General features: G+C 55.3%; 16 protein-coding genes. 8 read left to right on the top strand and 8 right to left on the bottom strand.

Features of this window, described 5'->3' with window-relative positions; translation table 11 throughout:
* Positions 1-6 precede the first annotated feature (6 nt).
* Genes panB through panD form a run of 3 tightly spaced genes read left to right on the top strand, consistent with a single transcriptional unit; the run spans position 7 to position 2075 of the window.
* On the top strand, positions 7-798 hold the full coding sequence (gene panB / locus KGP24_RS04050) for a 3-methyl-2-oxobutanoate hydroxymethyltransferase (protein ID WP_223562453.1): 792 nt from the start codon (positions 7-9) through the stop codon (positions 796-798).
* An 11-nt stretch (positions 799-809) separates the two neighbouring features.
* On the top strand, positions 810-1661 hold the full coding sequence (gene panC / locus KGP24_RS04045) for a pantoate--beta-alanine ligase (RefSeq protein WP_223562452.1): 852 nt from the start codon (positions 810-812) through the stop codon (positions 1659-1661).
* Positions 1662-1694: 33 nt separating this feature from the next.
* Positions 1695-2075, top strand: coding sequence for an aspartate 1-decarboxylase (panD, locus tag KGP24_RS04040; protein WP_223562451.1), 381 nt, complete (start codon positions 1695-1697; stop codon positions 2073-2075).
* A gap of 3 nt (positions 2076-2078) precedes the next feature.
* On the opposite strand, the gene KGP24_RS04035 is transcribed toward panD, so the two are convergent.
* The 4 genes from KGP24_RS04035 to KGP24_RS04020 form a co-directional block, all read right to left on the bottom strand.
* Complete coding sequence (locus tag KGP24_RS04035) at positions 2079-3326, bottom strand: polysaccharide deacetylase family protein (RefSeq protein WP_115876423.1); 1248 nt, start codon at positions 3324-3326, stop codon at positions 2079-2081.
* A gap of 62 nt (positions 3327-3388) precedes the next feature.
* On the bottom strand, positions 3389-3829 hold the full coding sequence (locus KGP24_RS04030; protein WP_223562450.1) for a PTS sugar transporter subunit IIA: 441 nt from the start codon (positions 3827-3829) through the stop codon (positions 3389-3391).
* A 104-nt stretch (positions 3830-3933) separates the two neighbouring features.
* Positions 3934-4704, bottom strand: a complete 771-nt coding sequence (locus KGP24_RS04025) for an ABC transporter permease (protein ID WP_023310428.1) — start codon at positions 4702-4704, stop codon at positions 3934-3936.
* Positions 4701-5627: an ABC transporter ATP-binding protein gene (locus tag KGP24_RS04020; RefSeq protein ID WP_223562449.1), complete on the bottom strand. Its 927-nt coding sequence runs from the start codon at positions 5625-5627 to the stop codon at positions 4701-4703. Before KGP24_RS04020 ends, KGP24_RS04025 begins: the two co-directional genes overlap by 4 nt.
* A gap of 107 nt (positions 5628-5734) precedes the next feature.
* Between KGP24_RS04020 and can the strand changes: the two genes are divergently transcribed.
* The gene (can, locus tag KGP24_RS04015; RefSeq protein ID WP_008501947.1) at positions 5735-6397 is read left to right on the top strand and encodes a carbonate dehydratase; all 663 of its coding nucleotides are present in this window, start codon (positions 5735-5737) and stop codon (positions 6395-6397) included.
* 61 nt (positions 6398-6458) lie between these two features.
* On the opposite strand, the gene hpt is transcribed toward can, so the two are convergent.
* On the bottom strand, positions 6459-6995 hold the full coding sequence (hpt, locus tag KGP24_RS04010; protein ID WP_063409778.1) for a hypoxanthine phosphoribosyltransferase: 537 nt from the start codon (positions 6993-6995) through the stop codon (positions 6459-6461).
* A 208-nt stretch (positions 6996-7203) separates the two neighbouring features.
* Between hpt and KGP24_RS04005 the strand changes: the two genes are divergently transcribed.
* A complete protein-coding gene (locus KGP24_RS04005) occupies positions 7204-9594 on the top strand; it encodes a glucose/quinate/shikimate family membrane-bound PQQ-dependent dehydrogenase (RefSeq protein WP_223562448.1) in 2391 nt (796 codons plus the stop codon).
* A gap of 78 nt (positions 9595-9672) precedes the next feature.
* On the opposite strand, the gene cueO is transcribed toward KGP24_RS04005, so the two are convergent.
* A complete protein-coding gene (cueO, locus tag KGP24_RS04000; RefSeq protein WP_223562447.1) occupies positions 9673-11241 on the bottom strand; it encodes a multicopper oxidase CueO in 1569 nt (522 codons plus the stop codon).
* Positions 11242-11386: 145 nt separating this feature from the next.
* Here cueO and KGP24_RS03995 point away from each other — a divergent pair, with 145 nt between their 5' ends.
* The 3 genes from KGP24_RS03995 (at position 11387) to speD (ending at position 13513) form a co-directional block, all read left to right on the top strand.
* The gene (locus tag KGP24_RS03995) at positions 11387-11734 is read left to right on the top strand and encodes a YacC family pilotin-like protein (protein ID WP_014882582.1); all 348 of its coding nucleotides are present in this window, start codon (positions 11387-11389) and stop codon (positions 11732-11734) included.
* Positions 11735-11848: 114 nt separating this feature from the next.
* Entirely contained in the window at positions 11849-12718 is an 870-nt protein-coding gene (gene speE / locus KGP24_RS03990; protein WP_223562446.1) for a polyamine aminopropyltransferase, read from the top strand.
* Positions 12719-13513: an adenosylmethionine decarboxylase gene (gene speD, locus KGP24_RS03985; protein WP_032649781.1), complete on the top strand. Its 795-nt coding sequence runs from the start codon at positions 12719-12721 to the stop codon at positions 13511-13513. It abuts the gene before it with no gap.
* 31 nt (positions 13514-13544) lie between these two features.
* On the opposite strand, the gene yacL is transcribed toward speD, so the two are convergent.
* Together yacL and acnB are read right to left on the bottom strand one after the other, a co-directional pair.
* Positions 13545-13907 (bottom strand): protein YacL, encoded by a 363-nt coding sequence (gene yacL / locus KGP24_RS03980; protein WP_223562445.1) that lies wholly within the window; start codon positions 13905-13907, stop codon positions 13545-13547.
* A gap of 190 nt (positions 13908-14097) precedes the next feature.
* Positions 14098-16695: a bifunctional aconitate hydratase 2/2-methylisocitrate dehydratase gene (gene acnB, locus KGP24_RS03975; protein ID WP_223562444.1), complete on the bottom strand. Its 2598-nt coding sequence runs from the start codon at positions 16693-16695 to the stop codon at positions 14098-14100.
* Positions 16696-16888: the final 193 nt, after the last annotated feature.

Genomic DNA, 16888 nt, shown 5'->3' with positions numbered 1-16888 from the left:
AACAGTATGAAACCAACCACCATCTCCTTACTGCAGAAATGCAAACAGGAAAACAAACGCTTCGCCACCATCACCGCGTATGACTACAGCTTCGCCAAACTCTTTGCCGAAGAGGGTATCAACGTCATGCTGGTCGGAGATTCGTTAGGGATGACGGTACAAGGACATGATTCCACCCTCCCGGTCACGGTTGAGGATATCGCTTACCATACCCGCGCTGTACGCCGTGGTGCCCCAGCCTGCCTGCTGCTCTCCGATCTGCCGTTTATGGCCTACGCCACGCCAGAGCAGGCATTCCAAAACGCGGCGGCAGTAATGCGCGCCGGTGCCAACATGGTCAAAATTGAAGGCGGCGCCTGGCTGGTGGATACGGTGAAAATGCTCACCGAGCGCGCCGTGCCGGTGTGCGGTCATTTGGGCCTGACGCCGCAGTCCGTCAACATCTTTGGTGGATATAAGGTGCAGGGCCGCGGTGACGCAGCCCAGACGCTGTTTGATGATGCCATGGCGCTGGAAGCCGCAGGTGCGCAGCTGCTGGTGCTGGAGTGCGTGCCGGTTGAGCTGGCGAAGCGTATTACTGAAGCTCTGTCCATTCCGGTGATAGGTATTGGCGCAGGCAACGTGACCGACGGTCAGATCCTGGTGATGCACGACGCCTTTGGCATCACCGGCGGGCATATTCCGAAGTTTGCCAAAAATTTCCTCACCGAAGCGGGCGACATGCGCGCTGCGGTCAGGCAGTATATTGCCGACGTTGAATCCGGTGTTTACCCGGGTGAAGAACACAGTTTCCATTAAGGAGTCTCGTTGTGCTAATCATTGAAACCCTGCCGCTGCTGCGCCAGCATATCCGTCGTGCGCGTCAGGAAGGTAAACGTATCGCACTGGTCCCGACCATGGGTAACCTGCATGACGGCCATATGAAGCTGGTCGATGAAGCAAGAGCCCGTGCAGATATCGTGGTGGTCAGTATCTTCGTTAACCCAATGCAGTTTGACCGCGCCGACGATCTGGCACGCTATCCGCGCACCCTGCAGGAAGATTGCGAGAAGCTCAAAAAACGCCATGCGGATATCGTCTTCTCACCTGCACCGGCGGATGTTTACCCGCAGGGTACCGATGAGGCCACTTACGTTGACGTACCGGGTATTTCCACCATGCTGGAAGGCGCAAGCCGCCCTGGTCATTTCCGTGGCGTATCGACCATCGTCAGCAAGCTGTTCAACCTCGTTCAGCCCGACGTCGCGTGTTTTGGCGAGAAGGATTTCCAGCAGCTGGCGCTGATCCGCAAGATGGTTGCGGATATGGGTTACGATATCGAGATTGTCGGCGTACCGATTGTACGCGCCAAAGACGGTCTGGCGCTTAGCTCGCGAAATGGCTACCTGACCGCCGAACAGCGTAAAATCGCGCCTGGATTAAGCAAGGTGATGAATACCATGGCAGAACAGCTTCTGGCGAAAGAGTTAACTGCCGAAGAGATTATTGCTCTGGCTGAACAGACGCTGAACGATAAAGGCTTCCGCGCTGATGATATTCAAATTCGCGATGCCGACACGCTTCTGGAGCTTGCACAGACCAGCAAACGTGCGGTCATTCTGGTGGCGGCATGGCTTGGTCAAGCCCGCCTAATCGACAACAAAGTGGTTGAACTGGCGTAGGTTTCTCTACCCGGAAGATGAAAGGTAAACGTAATGATTCGCAAAATGCTGCAAGGTAAGCTTCACCGTGTGAAAGTCACCCAGGCCGACCTGCACTATGAAGGCTCCTGCGCCATCGACCAGGATTTCCTTGATGCTGCGGGCATCCTTGAAAACGAAGCGATTGATATCTGGAACGTCAACAACGGCAAACGTTTCTCAACCTACGCCATTGCAGCCGAGCGTGGGTCTAAAATCATCTCCGTTAACGGCGCGGCAGCGCACTGTGCGGACGTGGGCGATATTGTGATTATCGCCAGCTTCGTGATGATGTCTGATGAAGAAGCACGCCGCTGGCAGCCGAAAGTCGCCTACTTTGAAGGCGAAAACGACATGAAACGTACCGCGAAGGCGATCCCGGTTCAGGTTGCTTAAGCACTATCCCTGCGGCTGATTGCTGATCAGCCGCGACATTGTTTCCAGCGAATCCGTTCTTAAGATGTACAGACGTTTCAGCAAGAACGGATTATCCCCCGGCTTCACCTTCCCTTTCACCGTCGTTACCGCCAGATGAAAACCGGCATCATTCGCCGCCTTTATCGCTTTATTGTCGTAGCCGCCAAACGGATAGGAAAGATAGAGCACGCGTGGATTAAACTGCGCCAGCGCGCGACGCGAGCGTTCAAAATCAAACAAAATCACGTGATAGCTGCGGCTCAGTAAAATCGGGTGTTTATACCCATCCACGCGGTGCAGGAAGTGAGTGTGAGACTGAATATCGAACACATCCTGAATGCCCTTAATCTCCTGCACGCTCATAAACTGCAGCGATTTTGGATCCCACTTCTGTGGGTGGCCTTTAATGCGGGAAGAGATAATAAATGCGGTAGCCTTAAAGCCGTACTCTTTCAGCACAGGATAAGCATAGCGGCTGACGGATTTCAGGCCGTCGTCAAAGGTAATCACCACCGATTTTGCAGGCAGGTTCATTTTGTTACGCACGTACCCTTCCAGCTGGTACATCGTCAGGGTGGTATAGCCCTGATCGCGTAACCAGGCCATCTGGTTGTTGAACGCACGTACGCTGGTCGTCGTGGACGTATGTCGAAAGCGCGTGTTTTCTTCATCACGCAAAATATGATGGTAGGTCAGAACCGGAAGTCCGTTATCTTCCTGCGCATCCAGGCTGCTGATCCACGCCAGACGATTGCCGATGCGGATCTGGAACCAGGTCTGATTCAGACGGTCTTTCAGTTTGTTCAGTATCGGATAGCGAAGATTGGCGCTTAATGTGCCGAACGGCGCGCTGCCGCTCGACGGCGCGTTATATACCGGCGTGTCTTTCCAGGTAATGAGGTTCTGATTGCTCAGGGGCTTATTGAGGTCCCCGAGGCTGTCCTCGACGCGCTGTTTCCCCTGAACCGGTTCCAGGTGCCCTTTGTCGATAAAGCCCGTACCAAAACCAAAGCGAAATTCATAGTAGTCCGCCGCTGCGGGCACAACCGCCAGGATCTGCCCGGCGCGCACGTTACCGACGTTAATCACGCTGTTCCCCACCTGCGCCCAGATCGCCGCGTCTTCGGTGGTTTGCATGTACTGGGCAGGCAGCGTTTGCTGACTGAGTAAACTGGCTGAGCTGACGCCGGAAATGAGCATCAATAGCAAGAAAAGAATGCGCGGTAGCATGGTGTCTTAATCGGTGCGGAAAACTGCCGCTATTGTAACAAATGAGACATCAATACCAACGTTTAATTCTTATACAGATCGTGGAGCAGGACGAAAGGAGGATTTTTTTGCTGCTGATGCCACAAGCTGCTGACGCCCGGAACGCCCTGTGCCACGATGGCCTGGCGAAACTCAGCGCTGCTTAAGGATTCACGCTGCGGATACATTAACGCCAGCAGGGAGAGGTTAATACCCGAGATCACTTCACAGCACGCATGCTTATGGCTCAGCAAAGCGGCTGCGCGATAAGGCGCCGCGCCCGATCTATCGGTAAGAAAAATCACGCCATCACCGGTGTCCGTTTCATGCAGGGCATCACACATCATGCGGCTAAGCATGTTGGTGCTCAACCCACGCCAGTAGTTTACCGCCCGGCATTGCACCAGCGGCCCAAATCTGGCTTCAAGCTTATCCAGCATTTCCTGCGCCTGTTCATCGTGGCAGGTGATAACCCATCCCAGCATAACTCCCTCCTTAGCAGGCAAGTAGTTTAGCGAAGTGAAGGTTAGCTTGCGGTGATAACTGTCAAAGAAAGTGCCCGGCAAACAGAACGTCGCCGGGCAAAAGATTAGCTGCGCAGACCGCGTCCGCGCTGGATCAGAGACCAGCACAGCAGGTAGAAGGCGATGATGAACACCACCAGCACCGCCACCGTGGTAAACAGCGGCACATCGGTAATGCCGAGGAAGCCAAAGCGGAAGCCGCTGATCATGTAGACAATCGGGTTCAGGTGCGACAGCGCCTGCCAGAACGGTGGCAGCAGCGTCAGGGAGTAGAACACCCCGCCGAGATAGGTCAACGGCGTCAGCACGAAGGTCGGGATCAGGCTGATGTCGTCAAACGTTTTGGCGAACACGGCGTTCAGCAGACCGGCCAGCGAGAACAGGATCGCCGTCAGAAGCAGCGTCAGTGCGACAAACAGCCACGAGTGGACCTGGAACGGCACGAAGAACAGCGAAATCGCCGTGACCAGAATCCCCACACACAGCCCGCGCGCCACGCCGCCGCCCACATAGCCGGCAATAATGACGTGCGTCGGTACGGGCGCCACCAGCAGCTCTTCAATATTGCGCTGGAACTTGGCGCTAAAGAACGACGACGCCACGTTGGCGTAGGCGTTGGTGATCACCGCCATCATGATCAGGCCCGGCACGATAAACTGCATATAGGTAAAGCCGTGCATCTCACCAATTCGGGAACCAATCAGGTTACCGAAGATGATGAAATAGAGCGTCATCGTGATGACCGGCGGCACCAGGGTTTGCACCCAGATACGCATAAAGCGGTTAATCTCTTTCGCCCAGATACTTTTCAGCGCGACCCAGTAAAGATGCGTCATGCCTTGTCTCCTTGTTTGTCATGTACCAGAGAGACAAACAGCTCTTCCAGTCGGTTCGCTTTGTTACGCATACTTAAGACCTGAATCCCCTGCGCACTGAGCTGCGAGAACACGCTGTTAATCCCCTGCTCGCGCAGCACTTCCACCTCCAGCGTCGAGGTATCCACCAGGCGATACTGATACCCTTCCAGCTTCGGCAGCGCGCTTTTAGCCGCCAGATCGAGAATGAAGGTTTCGGATTTCAGCTTGGAGAGCAGATTCTTCATCGAGGTGTTTTCCACCAGCTCACCGTGCTGAATGATGCCGATGTTGCGGCACAGCATTTCTGCCTCTTCAAGGTAGTGGGTGGTCAGAATAATGGTGGTGCCTTTGTCGTTGAGATCTTTCAGGAAGCCCCACATGGAACGGCGAAGTTCGATATCAACACCCGCTGTCGGTTCATCGAGGATCAGCAGTTTTGGCTCGTGCATCAGCGCACGGGCAATCATCAGGCGGCGCTTCATCCCGCCGGACAACATGCGCGCGCGTTCGTTACGCTTTTCCCACAGATCGAGCTGCTTAAGGTATTTTTCGCTACGCTCCAGGGCCTCTTTACGCTCAACGCCGTAATAGCCCGCCTGGTTAACGACAATTTGCTGCACCGTCTCGAACGGGTTGAAGTTGAACTCCTGCGGAACCAGCCCCAGCTGGCGCTTGGCGTTAACCACATCTTTTTGCAGGTCGTACCCAAAGACGCTCACCCGGCCGGACGTTTTGTTGACCAGCGAGCTGATAATCCCAATGGTGGTCGATTTCCCCGCCCCGTTCGGCCCCAGAAGCGCGTAAAAATCGCCGGCCTCTACTTTAAGATCTATTCCGCGTAGCGCCTGAATGCCACCCGAATAGGTTTTTTTAAGCTGCTCAAGCTCCAGTGCAATTGCCATGAAATTAACTTACCTTCAGTTCTTACACACGTTGTGTGGTTTCATTAAAAGTCGGGTTACCCTATAGTAGCGCAACGCAATAACTCGGTTACAGGTCGCTAACCTCCATGAACAACATAGATACACTCATCAGCAACAATGCACTATGGTCAAAAATGCTGGTGGAGGAAGACCCCGGATTTTTTGGAAAACTCGCGCAGGCTCAGAACCCACGCTTTCTCTGGATTGGATGTTCCGACAGCCGCGTACCGGCGGAGCGCCTGACCGGCCTTGAACCCGGCGAACTGTTTGTTCATCGCAATGTCGCCAATCTCGTGATTCACACCGATCTTAACTGTCTTTCTGTTGTTCAGTATGCCGTGGACGTTCTGCAAGTCGAGCACATCATCATTTGCGGCCATTATGGCTGCGGCGGCGTGCAGGCGGCGGTTGAAAACACGGAACTGGGGCTCATTGATAACTGGCTACTGCACATCCGCGATATCTGGTTCAAACATAGCTCACTGCTGGGCGAAATGCCGCAGGAGCGTCGCATGGATACCCTCTGCGAACTCAACGTGATGGAGCAGGTGTATAACCTCGGCCACTCAACGATCATGCAATCGGCGTGGAAACGCGGGCAGAAGGTCTCTATCCACGGCTGGGCGTACGGCATTCACGATGGTCTGCTGCGTAATCTGGAAGTCACCGCCACCAACCGCGAAACGCTGGAGCAGCGTTATCGTTCGGGGATAGCCAACCTTCAGCTTAAGCATGTGAACCATAAATAAAGCCGGGGATTTTCTCCCTCTCCCTGTAGGAGAGGGCCGGGGTGAGGGCATCAGCCCGTAATTACTCGTCCAGCAATACCACTTTCCCAACATACGGCAGATGACGATAACGCTGTGCGTAGTCAATGCCGTAACCCACCACGAATTCGTCCGGGATGGAGAAGCCAACAAACTCTACCGGTACCTGCACTTCACGGCGGTCGGGCTTATCCAGCAGCGTACAAATCGCCAGTGATTTCGGCTCGCGCAGGCTCAGGATCTCACGCACTTTTGAAAGCGTGTTGCCGGAGTCGATAATGTCCTCAACGATCAACACATCTTTGCCACGAATATCTTCATCCAGATCTTTCAGGATTTTCACATCACGGGTTGTAGACATGCCGCTGCCGTAGCTGGAGGCGGTCATAAAATCGACCTCATGGGGCACATGCACTTCACGGCACAGGTCTGCCATGAACATGAAAGAGCCGCGCAACAGACCGACCAGCACCATTTCGCTGCCGCTGTCCTTGTAATGTTCGGTGATTTGATGACCCAGTTCGGCGATACGCGCTTTGATCTCGGCTTCCGGGATCATCACTTCAACAGTATGTTTCATATTACTAACCAAATGATTTTAATGAAAATCTCTCAATGCGGATGAATTCATCTCCGGCATCGATACGCAAGCCAGCCATTATATCAGCAAATGGATAACCCTGGCGTATGAGTTATAAAAAGCAAATATTGTGATTCCGATCACACTTGTTAATACCTATAATTAGTTGCTAGCAAATTATTAACAAAAACTGACGAGTACACTTTCTATGGCTGAAACACACTCTAAACAGCCGCGTCTACTGGTGACATTAACAGCAGCGTTCGCAGCCTTCTGCGCGCTGTATCTGTTAATCGGTGGCGTCTGGCTGGTCGCTTTAGGCGGCTCCTGGTACTACCCGATTGCGGGTCTGGTTATGGTTGCCGTAACCGTCCTGCTGTTGCGTAGAAAACAATCTGCACTGTGGCTGTATGCCGCACTCCTTCTTGCCACCATGATCTGGGGCGTCTGGGAAGTCGGGTTCGACTTCTGGGCACTGACGCCGCGTAGCGACATCCTGGTCTTCTTCGGTATCTGGCTGATCCTACCGTTTGTCTGGCGTCGCCTGATTGTGCCTTCCAGCGGTGCGGTAGCAGGCCTGGTTGTTGCCCTGCTGATTACCGGCGGCATTCTGACCTGGGCCGGCTTTAACGACCCACAGGAGATCAACGGTACGCTGAACGCGGAATCCACGCCTGCAGCAGCTATCTCCCAGGTCGCTGACGGTGACTGGCCGGCCTATGGTCGTAACCAGGAAGGTCAGCGTTACTCCCCGCTTAAGCAGATCAACGCGGACAACGTTAAAAACCTTAAAGAAGCCTGGGTATTCCGTACCGGCGACCTGAAGATGCCGAACGATCCGGGCGAGCTGACCAACGAAGTGACCCCGATTAAAGTGGGCAACATGCTCTACCTGTGTACTGCGCACCAGCGTCTGTTCGCGCTCGACGCGGCCACCGGTAAAGAGAAATGGCACTTCGATCCGCAGCTGAACTCCAACCCGTCGTTCCAGCACGTGACCTGCCGTGGCGTCTCTTACCACGAAGCGCGTGCCGATAATGCCAGCCCGGAAGTCATCGCCGACTGCCCGCGCCGCATTATGCTGCCGGTGAACGATGGCCGTCTGTTCGCCATCAACGCCGAAACGGGCAAGCTGTGCGAAACCTTTGCCAACAAAGGTATTCTGAACCTGCAGACCAACATGCCGGACACCACGCCGGGTCTTTATGAGCCCACCTCTCCGCCAATCATTACCGATAAAACCATCGTGATTGCCGGTTCGGTTACGGATAACTTCTCCACGCGTGAAACCTCCGGCGTTATCCGTGGCTTCGACGTGAACACCGGTAAACTGCTGTGGGCCTTCGACCCGGGCGCGAAAGATCCAAACGCGATCCCGTCGGACGAGCACACCTTTACCTTTAACTCGCCTAACTCCTGGGCACCTGCAGCGTATGACGCGAAGCTGGATCTGGTCTACCTGCCGATGGGCGTAACCACGCCAGATATCTGGGGCGGTAACCGCACGCCGGAGCAGGAGCGTTATGCGAGCGCTATCGTGGCGCTGAATGCGACCACCGGCAAGCTGGCATGGAGCTACCAGACCGTTCACCACGATCTGTGGGATATGGATATGCCGTCCCAGCCGACGCTGGCGGACATTACCGTTGACGGCAAAACCGTGCCGGTGATTTACGCTCCGGCCAAGACGGGTAACATCTTCGTCCTGGATCGCAGCAACGGCAAGCTGGTTGTGCCTGCTCCGGAAAAACCGGTTCCGCAGGGCGCGGCTAAAGGCGATTACGTCAGCAAAACCCAGCCGTTCTCTGACCTGAGCTTCCGTCCGAAGAAAGACCTCAGCGGTGCGGACATGTGGGGTGCCACCATGTTTGACCAGCTGGTGTGCCGCGTGATGTTCCACCAGCTGCGCTATGAGGGCATCTTCACGCCGCCTTCTGAGCAGGGCACGCTGGTCTTCCCGGGTAACCTGGGGATGTTCGAATGGGGCGGGATCTCCGTTGACCCGAACCGTCAGGTGGCGATTGCCAACCCGATGGCGCTGCCGTTCGTTTCCCGCCTGATCCCACGCGGTCCGGGCAACCCAATGGAGCAGCCGAAAGACGCGAAAGGCAGCGGTACCGAAGCCGGCATTCAGCCGCAGTACGGCGTACCGTTTGGCGTGACGCTGAACCCGTTCCTGTCTCCGTTTGGTCTGCCGTGTAAACAGCCTGCCTGGGGTTATATCTCCGGTCTGGATCTGAAAACCAACCAGATCGTGTGGAAAAAACGTATTGGTACGCCGCAGGACAGCATGCCGTTCCCGATGCCGGTTCCGGTGCCGTTCAATATGGGTATGCCGATGCTGGGTGGCCCAATTTCCACCGCCGGTAACGTGCTGTTCATCGCGGCAACCGCAGACAACTACCTGCGCGCGTACAACATGACCAACGGTGAAAAACTGTGGCAAGGCCGCCTGCCGGCAGGTGGACAGGCCACGCCGATGACCTATGAAGTGAATGGCAAGCAGTACGTTGTCATCTCTGCCGGCGGTCATGGTTCGTTTGGCACGAAGATGGGCGACTATATTGTCGCGTATGCGCTGCCTGACGAAGGCAAATAAAAGCAAAACGGCAACTTCGGTTGCCGTTTTTATATTTGTTCCCTCTCCCTGTGGGAGAGGGGATCAGGCCACACTGTTTTAAACAGTGAACCCCAACATCATCCCCGTATCCTCATGCTCCAGCAGGTGGCAGTGCGCCATATAGGCAAACTCTTTCGGCGCATCGTGGTCAAACTTCACCAGCACCTCGCTCACGCCGCCTTCCACTCTCACCGTATCTTTCCAGCCCGCGCGGTGCGCCTCCGGCGCTTTGCCGTTTTCAGACAGAATGCGGAACTGGGTGCCGTGGATGTGGAACGGATGCAGCATCATGTCCCCTTCGCCCGAAATCACCCAGCGCTCATACTGACCCTTTGCCGCAGCAAACATTGGCGTATTCATGTCGAACGCTTTACCGTTGATCATGTTGGCGTTGTGGAAATCAAAGCCATGGTCGCCGTGATTCATGTTCCCCATGCCGCCCATTTTGCCGTGGTCCATATTCATGTGGCCCATCATCTGGCCGTGGTGCATCCCCGCCATCGCCTTATCGCCATATTTCGCCATCAGCGCCTGCATGCCCATCATATCAAGCATCGGATTCATGGAGAGCTGCAGCTTGCGCTGCGTAAGCCCCTCCAGCGGCGGGAGGGCTGGCAAAGTGGTTAACGTATCAGGCAGCGTGCCGGATGCAGTCACCAGCAGCGGCTGAATACGCAGCACCGGATGCGGCTTATCAAACGGCGCGACCGCCATGCCCATCTGGCTCACCGGCAGCGTCACGAGGTCAAACGGCTTGCCGTCGCTGATATCCACCAGCACCTCAAAGCGTTCGCCCATGAGCATCGGCAGCTCGCTCACTTTCAAAGGCTCCGGCAGCAGGCCGCCGTCGCTTGCCACCACATACAGCGGGCGTTTATCGCTGGCGGCAAAATTCAGCGAGCGTGCGTTACAGCCGTTGAGCAGGCGCAGGCGCAGCCAGCCTTTCGGCGCGACATGCTGAGGGTAAATGGCGCCGTTGGTCAGCAACGTGTCGCCAAACCAGCCTACCGCCGCGCTCATCACGTCCAGCTGGTAGTCAATTTGCCCGTCAGCGTTGAATTTCTTGTCCTGCACAATCACCGGTACGTCGTCGATGCCCCACTGTTTCGGGAGGCGCAGCAGGCGGCTTTCGTCGTCTTCAATCAGTACCAGCCCCGCCAGCCCCATCGCCACCTGATGGCCCGTTTTGCCATGCTGATGCGGATGGAACCAGCAGGTCGCCGCGCGCTGAACGGGCGTAAAGGTGACGCTACGCGTGCCGCCCGCTTTGATGACGCCCTGCGGCCCGCCGTCCACCTCGCCCGGAACCTCCAGTCCGTGCCAGTGCAGCGTCGTCTCTTCGGCGAGCGTGTTGTGGATATCCACCGTCACCGCTTTCCCTTTACGTAGCTGAAGCGCCGGGCCGAGCAGATTACCGTTATAACCCCACGTCGTGGCGTTGTGCTCGCCGAACGTCGTTTTACCCGCCTGAACCACAAGCTGAATACGGCTGCGGGCGTCAGCGGTCAGTAAGTCAGGAATGGGTAAGGCAGGCCTGTCGGCCGCGAAAACCGAGCGGCTCCAGAGTGGTAATGCGCTGGCAGCCCCCAGCACAGCGGAATATTTTAAAAAATCACGACGTTGCATGTTCATTTCCTTATTTCCAGCAGGCGATCTTTTGAGCATAAACCCTCCCCTTACCGGAAGGTCAAGTCAGGCGGCAATAATAAAGATCGTCGCACTGGCATCAAGTATGCTAACGTTAATTTTCCGTGAAGAAGTGGTAGAAGCAATGAAGACGTTTTTCAGGACAATTTTGTTCGGTAGCCTGATGGCAATGTGTGCGAACAGCTATGCGCTAAGTGAAAATGAAGCGGAAGATATGGCCGATTTAACGGCGGTTTTTGTATTCCTGAAAAATGATTGTGGCTACCAGAATTTACCCAACGGGCAAATTCGCCGCGCGCTGGTCTTTTTTGCCCAGCAGAACCAGTGGGATCTCAGCAACTACGACAGCTTCGACATGAAGGCGCTCGGCGAAGACAGCTACCGTGACTTGAGCGGTATTGGTATTCCCACTGCCAAAAAATGCAAAGCGCTGGCTCGCGACTCACTCAGCCTGCTCGCCTACGTCAAATAACCTTCCCGACGCCCCCTGTTGAACCTCTGGCCGTGCAACCACGGTTAGAGTTAGCTATCATGTTTCGCTCATTTTTTGTGAGCGTAATGGATGTTTACACAGGAGGAGTTCGCTATGGCCGACCACACGTTGTGGCATGAAACACTGCATGACCAGTTTGGTCAGTACTTTGCCGTTGATAACGTGCTCTATCATGAGAAAACCGATCACCAAGATCTGATCATCTTCGAGAATGCCGCCTTTGGCCGCGTCATGGCGCTGGACGGCGTCGTGCAAACCACCGAGCGAGATGAGTTTATCTATCATGAGATGATGACCCACGTTCCGCTCCTGGCGCACGGTCACGCGAAGCATGTCCTGATTATCGGCGGCGGCGACGGCGCAATGCTGCGTGAAGTATCCCGCCATCGTTCCATTGAAACCATCACCATGGTGGAAATCGATGCGGGCGTCGTCTCTTTCTGCCGCCAGTTCCTGCCCAACCACAATGCCGGTAGCTATGACGATCCGCGCTTTAGCCTGGTGATTGACGACGGCGTTAACTTTGTTAACCAGACCTCGCAGACCTTTGACGTTATTATCTCCGACTGCACCGACCCTATCGGTCCTGGCGCGTCGCTGTTCACCTCCTCCTTCTACGAAGGCTGCAAGCGCTGCCTGAACCCGGGTGGGATTTTTGTCGCACAAAATGGCGTCTGCTTCCTGCAGCAGGATGAAGCGCTCGACAGCCATCGCAAGCTGAGTACCTATTTCGATGACGTCAGCTTCTATCAGGCGGCCATTCCGACGTACTACGGCGGAATCATGACCTTTGCCTGGGCGACGGATAACGACGTATTACGCCACCTCTCCACCGAAATTATTCAGGCCCGCTTCCATCAGGCCGGTCTTCAGTGCCGATACTACAATCCGGCTATCCATACCGCAGCGTTTGCTCTGCCGCAGTACCTGCAAGACGCATTATCCACTAAGGGGGTGAGCTAATTGAAAAAGCTTAAACTGCATGGCTTTAACAACCTGACGAAAAGCCTGAGTTTTTGTATTTACGATATCTGCTATGCCAAAACAGCGGAAGAACGCGATGGTTACATCGCCTATATCGACGAACTCTACAACGCCAACCGTCTGACCGAGATCCTGTCAGAAACCTGTTCCATTATCGGCGCAAACATCCTGAACATCGCCCGACAGGATTATGAACCTCAGGGCGCCAGCGTGACTATTCTGGTCAGCGAAGAGCCGGTCGACCCGAAGCTTATCGACAAAACTGAACATCCGGGCCCGCTGCCGGAAGTGGTCGTGGCCCACCTGGATAAAAGCCATATCTGCGTGCACACCTACCCGGAGAGTCATCCGGAAGGCGGGCTGTGCACGTTCCGCGCGGATATTGAAGTGTCGACCTGCGGCGTGATTTCCCCGCTGAACGCGCTGAACTATTTAATCCACCAGCTGGAATCGGACATCGTCACCATTGATTATCGCGTGCGTGGTTTTACCCGCGATATCAACGGCATGAAGCATTTCATCGACCACGAGATCAACTCCATCCAGAACTTTATGTCCGAAGACATGAAATCGCTGTACGACATGATGGACGTGAACGTTTATCAGGAAAACATCTTCCATACCAAGATGTTACTTAAGGAATTCGACCTTAAGCATTATATGTTCCACACGAAGCCGGAAGATTTGAGCGAAGAAGAGCGTAAGGCGATTACTGACCTGCTCTGGAAAGAGATGCGCGAGATTTACTACGGCCGCAATATTCCGGCCGTGTAAGAGCAAGCCGGAGCAGGGATGCTCCGGTCTGTTATTTCTGTTTCATGAAGTCACGGTAGGCGTTCACGACCTGAAGGAAGTCTTCCACGCCGCACAGCGACAGACTTTCTTCGTCATAGTAGCTCATCCCCTCCTCCATCTCGTCACCTGAAAACTCGAGCTGGTTGGCACGCACCATGACCTCTTCACCGTCCATCCACAGCGTATATTCATGCCCGGCGCGCTGCCAGGATCGTTCACTGCCTTTCACCGTATTTGCCGCCTGTTCAACCTCATCAAGAAGTGCGAGATTTTCTTTCACCTCTTCGTTAAACCAGTGTCCAACGGCTTCGTGGCCCATCGACATACGCACTTTCACCACTCCGGTGATGTCGCGCAGAAATTCGTAATCCATAGTATTTTCCTCTGCAAAGCCATTAAGGTAATTATCGCAGCAGAGAGGAAGAAAAAAAGCGGGAGAGGCAGGAGGAATGAAAATAAAAAGGTGAGAGCAAGACCCTGCGGCCTGATGCCCTCACCCCGTCCCTCTCTCACGGGAGAGGGTGCAAACACTAAAAACCGTCTCGTGGAGACGGTTTTGCTGTTTATACCGCCGTCTGGAAGATAACCCCGTCGGCCTTCTCGGTGTACTGAGAGAGCTGGTCGAAGTTCAGATAGCGATAGGTATCCACCGCGGTCTTATCCACCTGAGCCACAAAGGTCTGGTACTCTTCCGGCGTTGGCAGTTTGCCAATCAGCGCCGCAACCGCCGCCAGCTCCGCAGAGGCCAGGAAGACGTTCGCACCGGTACCTAAACGGTTCGGGAAGTTACGGGTAGAGGTGGAGACCACCGTCGCACCGTCGGCTACGCGCGCCTGGTTGCCCATGCACAGGGAACAGCCCGGGATTTCGATACGCGCGCCGCTCTTACCAAACACGCTGTAGTAGCCCTCTTCGGTCAGCTGAGCCGCGTCCATACGGGTTGGCGGCGCCACCCACAGACGGGTTGGCAGCTGGCCTTTGTGGGTATCCAGCAGTTTACCGGCAGCACGGAAGTGACCGATGTTGGTCATGCAGGATCCGATAAACACTTCGTCGATCTTCTCGCCCTGAACCTCAGACAGCGGACGCGCGTCGTCAGGATCGTTCGGTGCACACAGGATTGGCTCTTTGATATCCGCCAGATCGATGTCGATCACCGCCGCGTACTCTGCGTCAGCATCGGCTTCCAGCAGCTGCGGATCGGCCAGCCATTTTTCCATACCCTGGATACGACGCTCCAGCGTACGACGGTCGCCGTAGCCTTCCGCAATCATCCACTTCAGCAGCACGATGTTAGAGTTCAGATACTCAATAATCGGCTCTTTGTTCAGCTTGATGGTACAGCCCGCCGCAGAACGCTCGGCGGAGGCATCGGTCAGCTCGAACGCCTGCTCCACTTTCAGATCCGGCAGACCTTCAATTTCCAGGATACGGCCAGAGAAGATGTTTTTCTTCCCTTTCTTCTCAACGGTCAGCAGGCCCTGTTTGATCGCATACAGCGGGATCGCGTGAACCAGATCGCGCAGGGTGATACCCGGCTGCATTTTGCCTTTGAAGCGCACCAGCACCGATTCCGGCATATCCAGCGGCATCACGCCGGTCGCAGCAGCAAACGCCACCAGACCGGAGCCCGCCGGGAAGGAGATACCGATTGGGAAACGGGTATGGGAGTCACCGCCGGTACCCACGGTATCCGGCAGCAGCATGCGGTTCAGCCAGGAGTGAATTACGCCGTCACCCGGACGCAGGGAAACGCCGCCGCGGTTCATGATGAAGTCTGGCAGCGTGTGGTGCGTGGTCACGTCAACCGGCTTCGGATAGGCCGCCGTGTGGCAGAAGGACTGCATCACCAGGTCAGAAGAGAAGCCCAGGCACGCCAGGTCTTTCAGTTCGTCACGGGTCATTGGGCCAGTGGTGTCCTGAGAGCCCACGGAGGTCATTTTCGGTTCGCAGTATGCGCCCGGACGCACGCCGGCGACGCCGCACGCGCGGCCCACCATTTTCTGTGCCAGAGAGTAACCGCGGTTGCTTTCAGCAACGTCTTTCGCCTGACGGAACACGTCTGAGTGCGGCAGACCCAGCGCTTCACGCGCTTTGGTGGTCAGGCCACGGCCGATGATCAGCGGGATACGGCCACCGGCGCGCACTTCGTCGATCAACACGTCAGTTTTCAGCTCGAAGCTTGCCAGCAGCTCGTTGGTCTCGTGGTTGCGCACTTCACCTTTATACGGATAGACGTCAATCACGTCGCCCATGTTCAGGTTAGAAACATCCACTTCGATCGGCAGCGCGCCCGCATCTTCCATGGTGTTGAAGAAGATTGGCGCAATTTTGCCGCCGAGGCACAGGCCGCCGCCGCGCTTGTTTGGCACGTGCGGAATGTCGTCACCCATGAACCACAGCACGGAGTTGGTTGCAGACTTACGGGAAGAACCGGTCCCCACAACGTCACCCACGTAGGCCAGCGGGAAGCCTTTTTTCTGCAGGGCTTCGATCTGTTTGATCGGGCCGACGCTGCCCGGCTGATCCGGCTCAATGCCTTCACGGGCGTTTTTCAGCATCGCCAGGGCGTGCAGAGGGATATCCGGGCGAGACCACGCGTCCGGTGCAGGAGAGAGGTCATCGGTGTTGGTTTCACCGGTCACTTTAAAGACGGTGACGGTGATTTTTTCAGCAAGTGCTGGACGATTCAGGAACCATTCGGCATCAGCCCAGGACTGCATCACCTGCTTCGCATAGACGTTGCCTGCTTTGGCTTTTTCTTCTACGTCGTAGAAGTTATCGAACATCAGCAGCGTGGAAGAGAGCGCTTTAGCGGCAATCGGTGCCAGCTTGTCGTTATCCAGCGCGTCAATCAGCGGATGAATGTTGTAACCACCCTGCATGGTGCCGAGCAGTTCAATGGCTTTTTCAGGAGTAACCAGTGGGGAGGTGGCTTCGCCCTTGGCGATAGCAGCAAGGAATCCGGCTTTTACGTAGGCAGCTTCATCTACGCCAGGCGGTACGCGGTTGATCAACAGATCTAACAGGAATTCTTCTTCGCCCTTAGGCGGGTTCTTCAGCAGCTCGACGAGCGCGGCCATTTGGGTTGCATCTAAAGGTTTGGGTACAATTCCCTCGGCGGCACGTTCTGCTACGTGCTTACGGTATTCTTCTAGCACGACGGTTCTCCTCGCTCTCATTGTCATATGCGGCGGGCGTTCTCTTCACGCTCCTGTGAGACAGCAGTTTGTAGGGTAAATGCCCGATACCGCGTCGGGCAGCATAGCAGGATTTCTGCACAGTGTTAATCCGTTTACAAAAAAGCAACATTAAAAAATTTGCTGAATCGTTAAGCATGGTGTAGCGAGGATT

The organism is Enterobacter sp. JBIWA008, from assembly GCF_019968765.1.
Classification (GTDB): domain Bacteria; phylum Pseudomonadota; class Gammaproteobacteria; order Enterobacterales; family Enterobacteriaceae; genus Enterobacter.
The sequence above is the reverse complement of the archived record's forward strand: the minus strand, read 5'-3'. Positions and strand labels throughout refer to the sequence as shown.

What these genes read in the sequence shown, in the direction of transcription:
- KGP24_RS04035 (WP_115876423.1), bottom strand. Translation starts at nt 3,326, where the DNA reads ATGCTACCGCGCATTCTTTTCTTGCTATTGATGCTCATTTCCGGCGTC.
- hpt (WP_063409778.1), bottom strand. Translation starts at nt 6,995, where the DNA reads ATGAAACATACTGTTGAAGTGATGATCCCGGAAGCCGAGATCAAAGCG.
- panB (WP_223562453.1), top strand. Translation starts at nt 7, where the DNA reads ATGAAACCAACCACCATCTCCTTACTGCAGAAATGCAAACAGGAAAAC.
- yacL (WP_223562445.1), bottom strand. Translation starts at nt 13,907, where the DNA reads ATGGATTACGAATTTCTGCGCGACATCACCGGAGTGGTGAAAGTGCGT.
- KGP24_RS04030 (WP_223562450.1), bottom strand. Translation starts at nt 3,829, where the DNA reads ATGCTGGGATGGGTTATCACCTGCCACGATGAACAGGCGCAGGAAATG.
- panD (WP_223562451.1), top strand. Translation starts at nt 1,695, where the DNA reads ATGATTCGCAAAATGCTGCAAGGTAAGCTTCACCGTGTGAAAGTCACC.
- KGP24_RS04025 (WP_023310428.1), bottom strand. Translation starts at nt 4,704, where the DNA reads ATGACGCATCTTTACTGGGTCGCGCTGAAAAGTATCTGGGCGAAAGAG.
- speE (WP_223562446.1), top strand. Translation starts at nt 11,849, where the DNA reads ATGGCCGACCACACGTTGTGGCATGAAACACTGCATGACCAGTTTGGT.
- KGP24_RS03995 (WP_014882582.1), top strand. Translation starts at nt 11,387, where the DNA reads ATGAAGACGTTTTTCAGGACAATTTTGTTCGGTAGCCTGATGGCAATG.
- can (WP_008501947.1), top strand. Translation starts at nt 5,735, where the DNA reads ATGAACAACATAGATACACTCATCAGCAACAATGCACTATGGTCAAAA.
- KGP24_RS04020 (WP_223562449.1), bottom strand. Translation starts at nt 5,627, where the DNA reads ATGGCAATTGCACTGGAGCTTGAGCAGCTTAAAAAAACCTATTCGGGT.
- KGP24_RS04005 (WP_223562448.1), top strand. Translation starts at nt 7,204, where the DNA reads ATGGCTGAAACACACTCTAAACAGCCGCGTCTACTGGTGACATTAACA.
- cueO (WP_223562447.1), bottom strand. Translation starts at nt 11,241, where the DNA reads ATGCAACGTCGTGATTTTTTAAAATATTCCGCTGTGCTGGGGGCTGCC.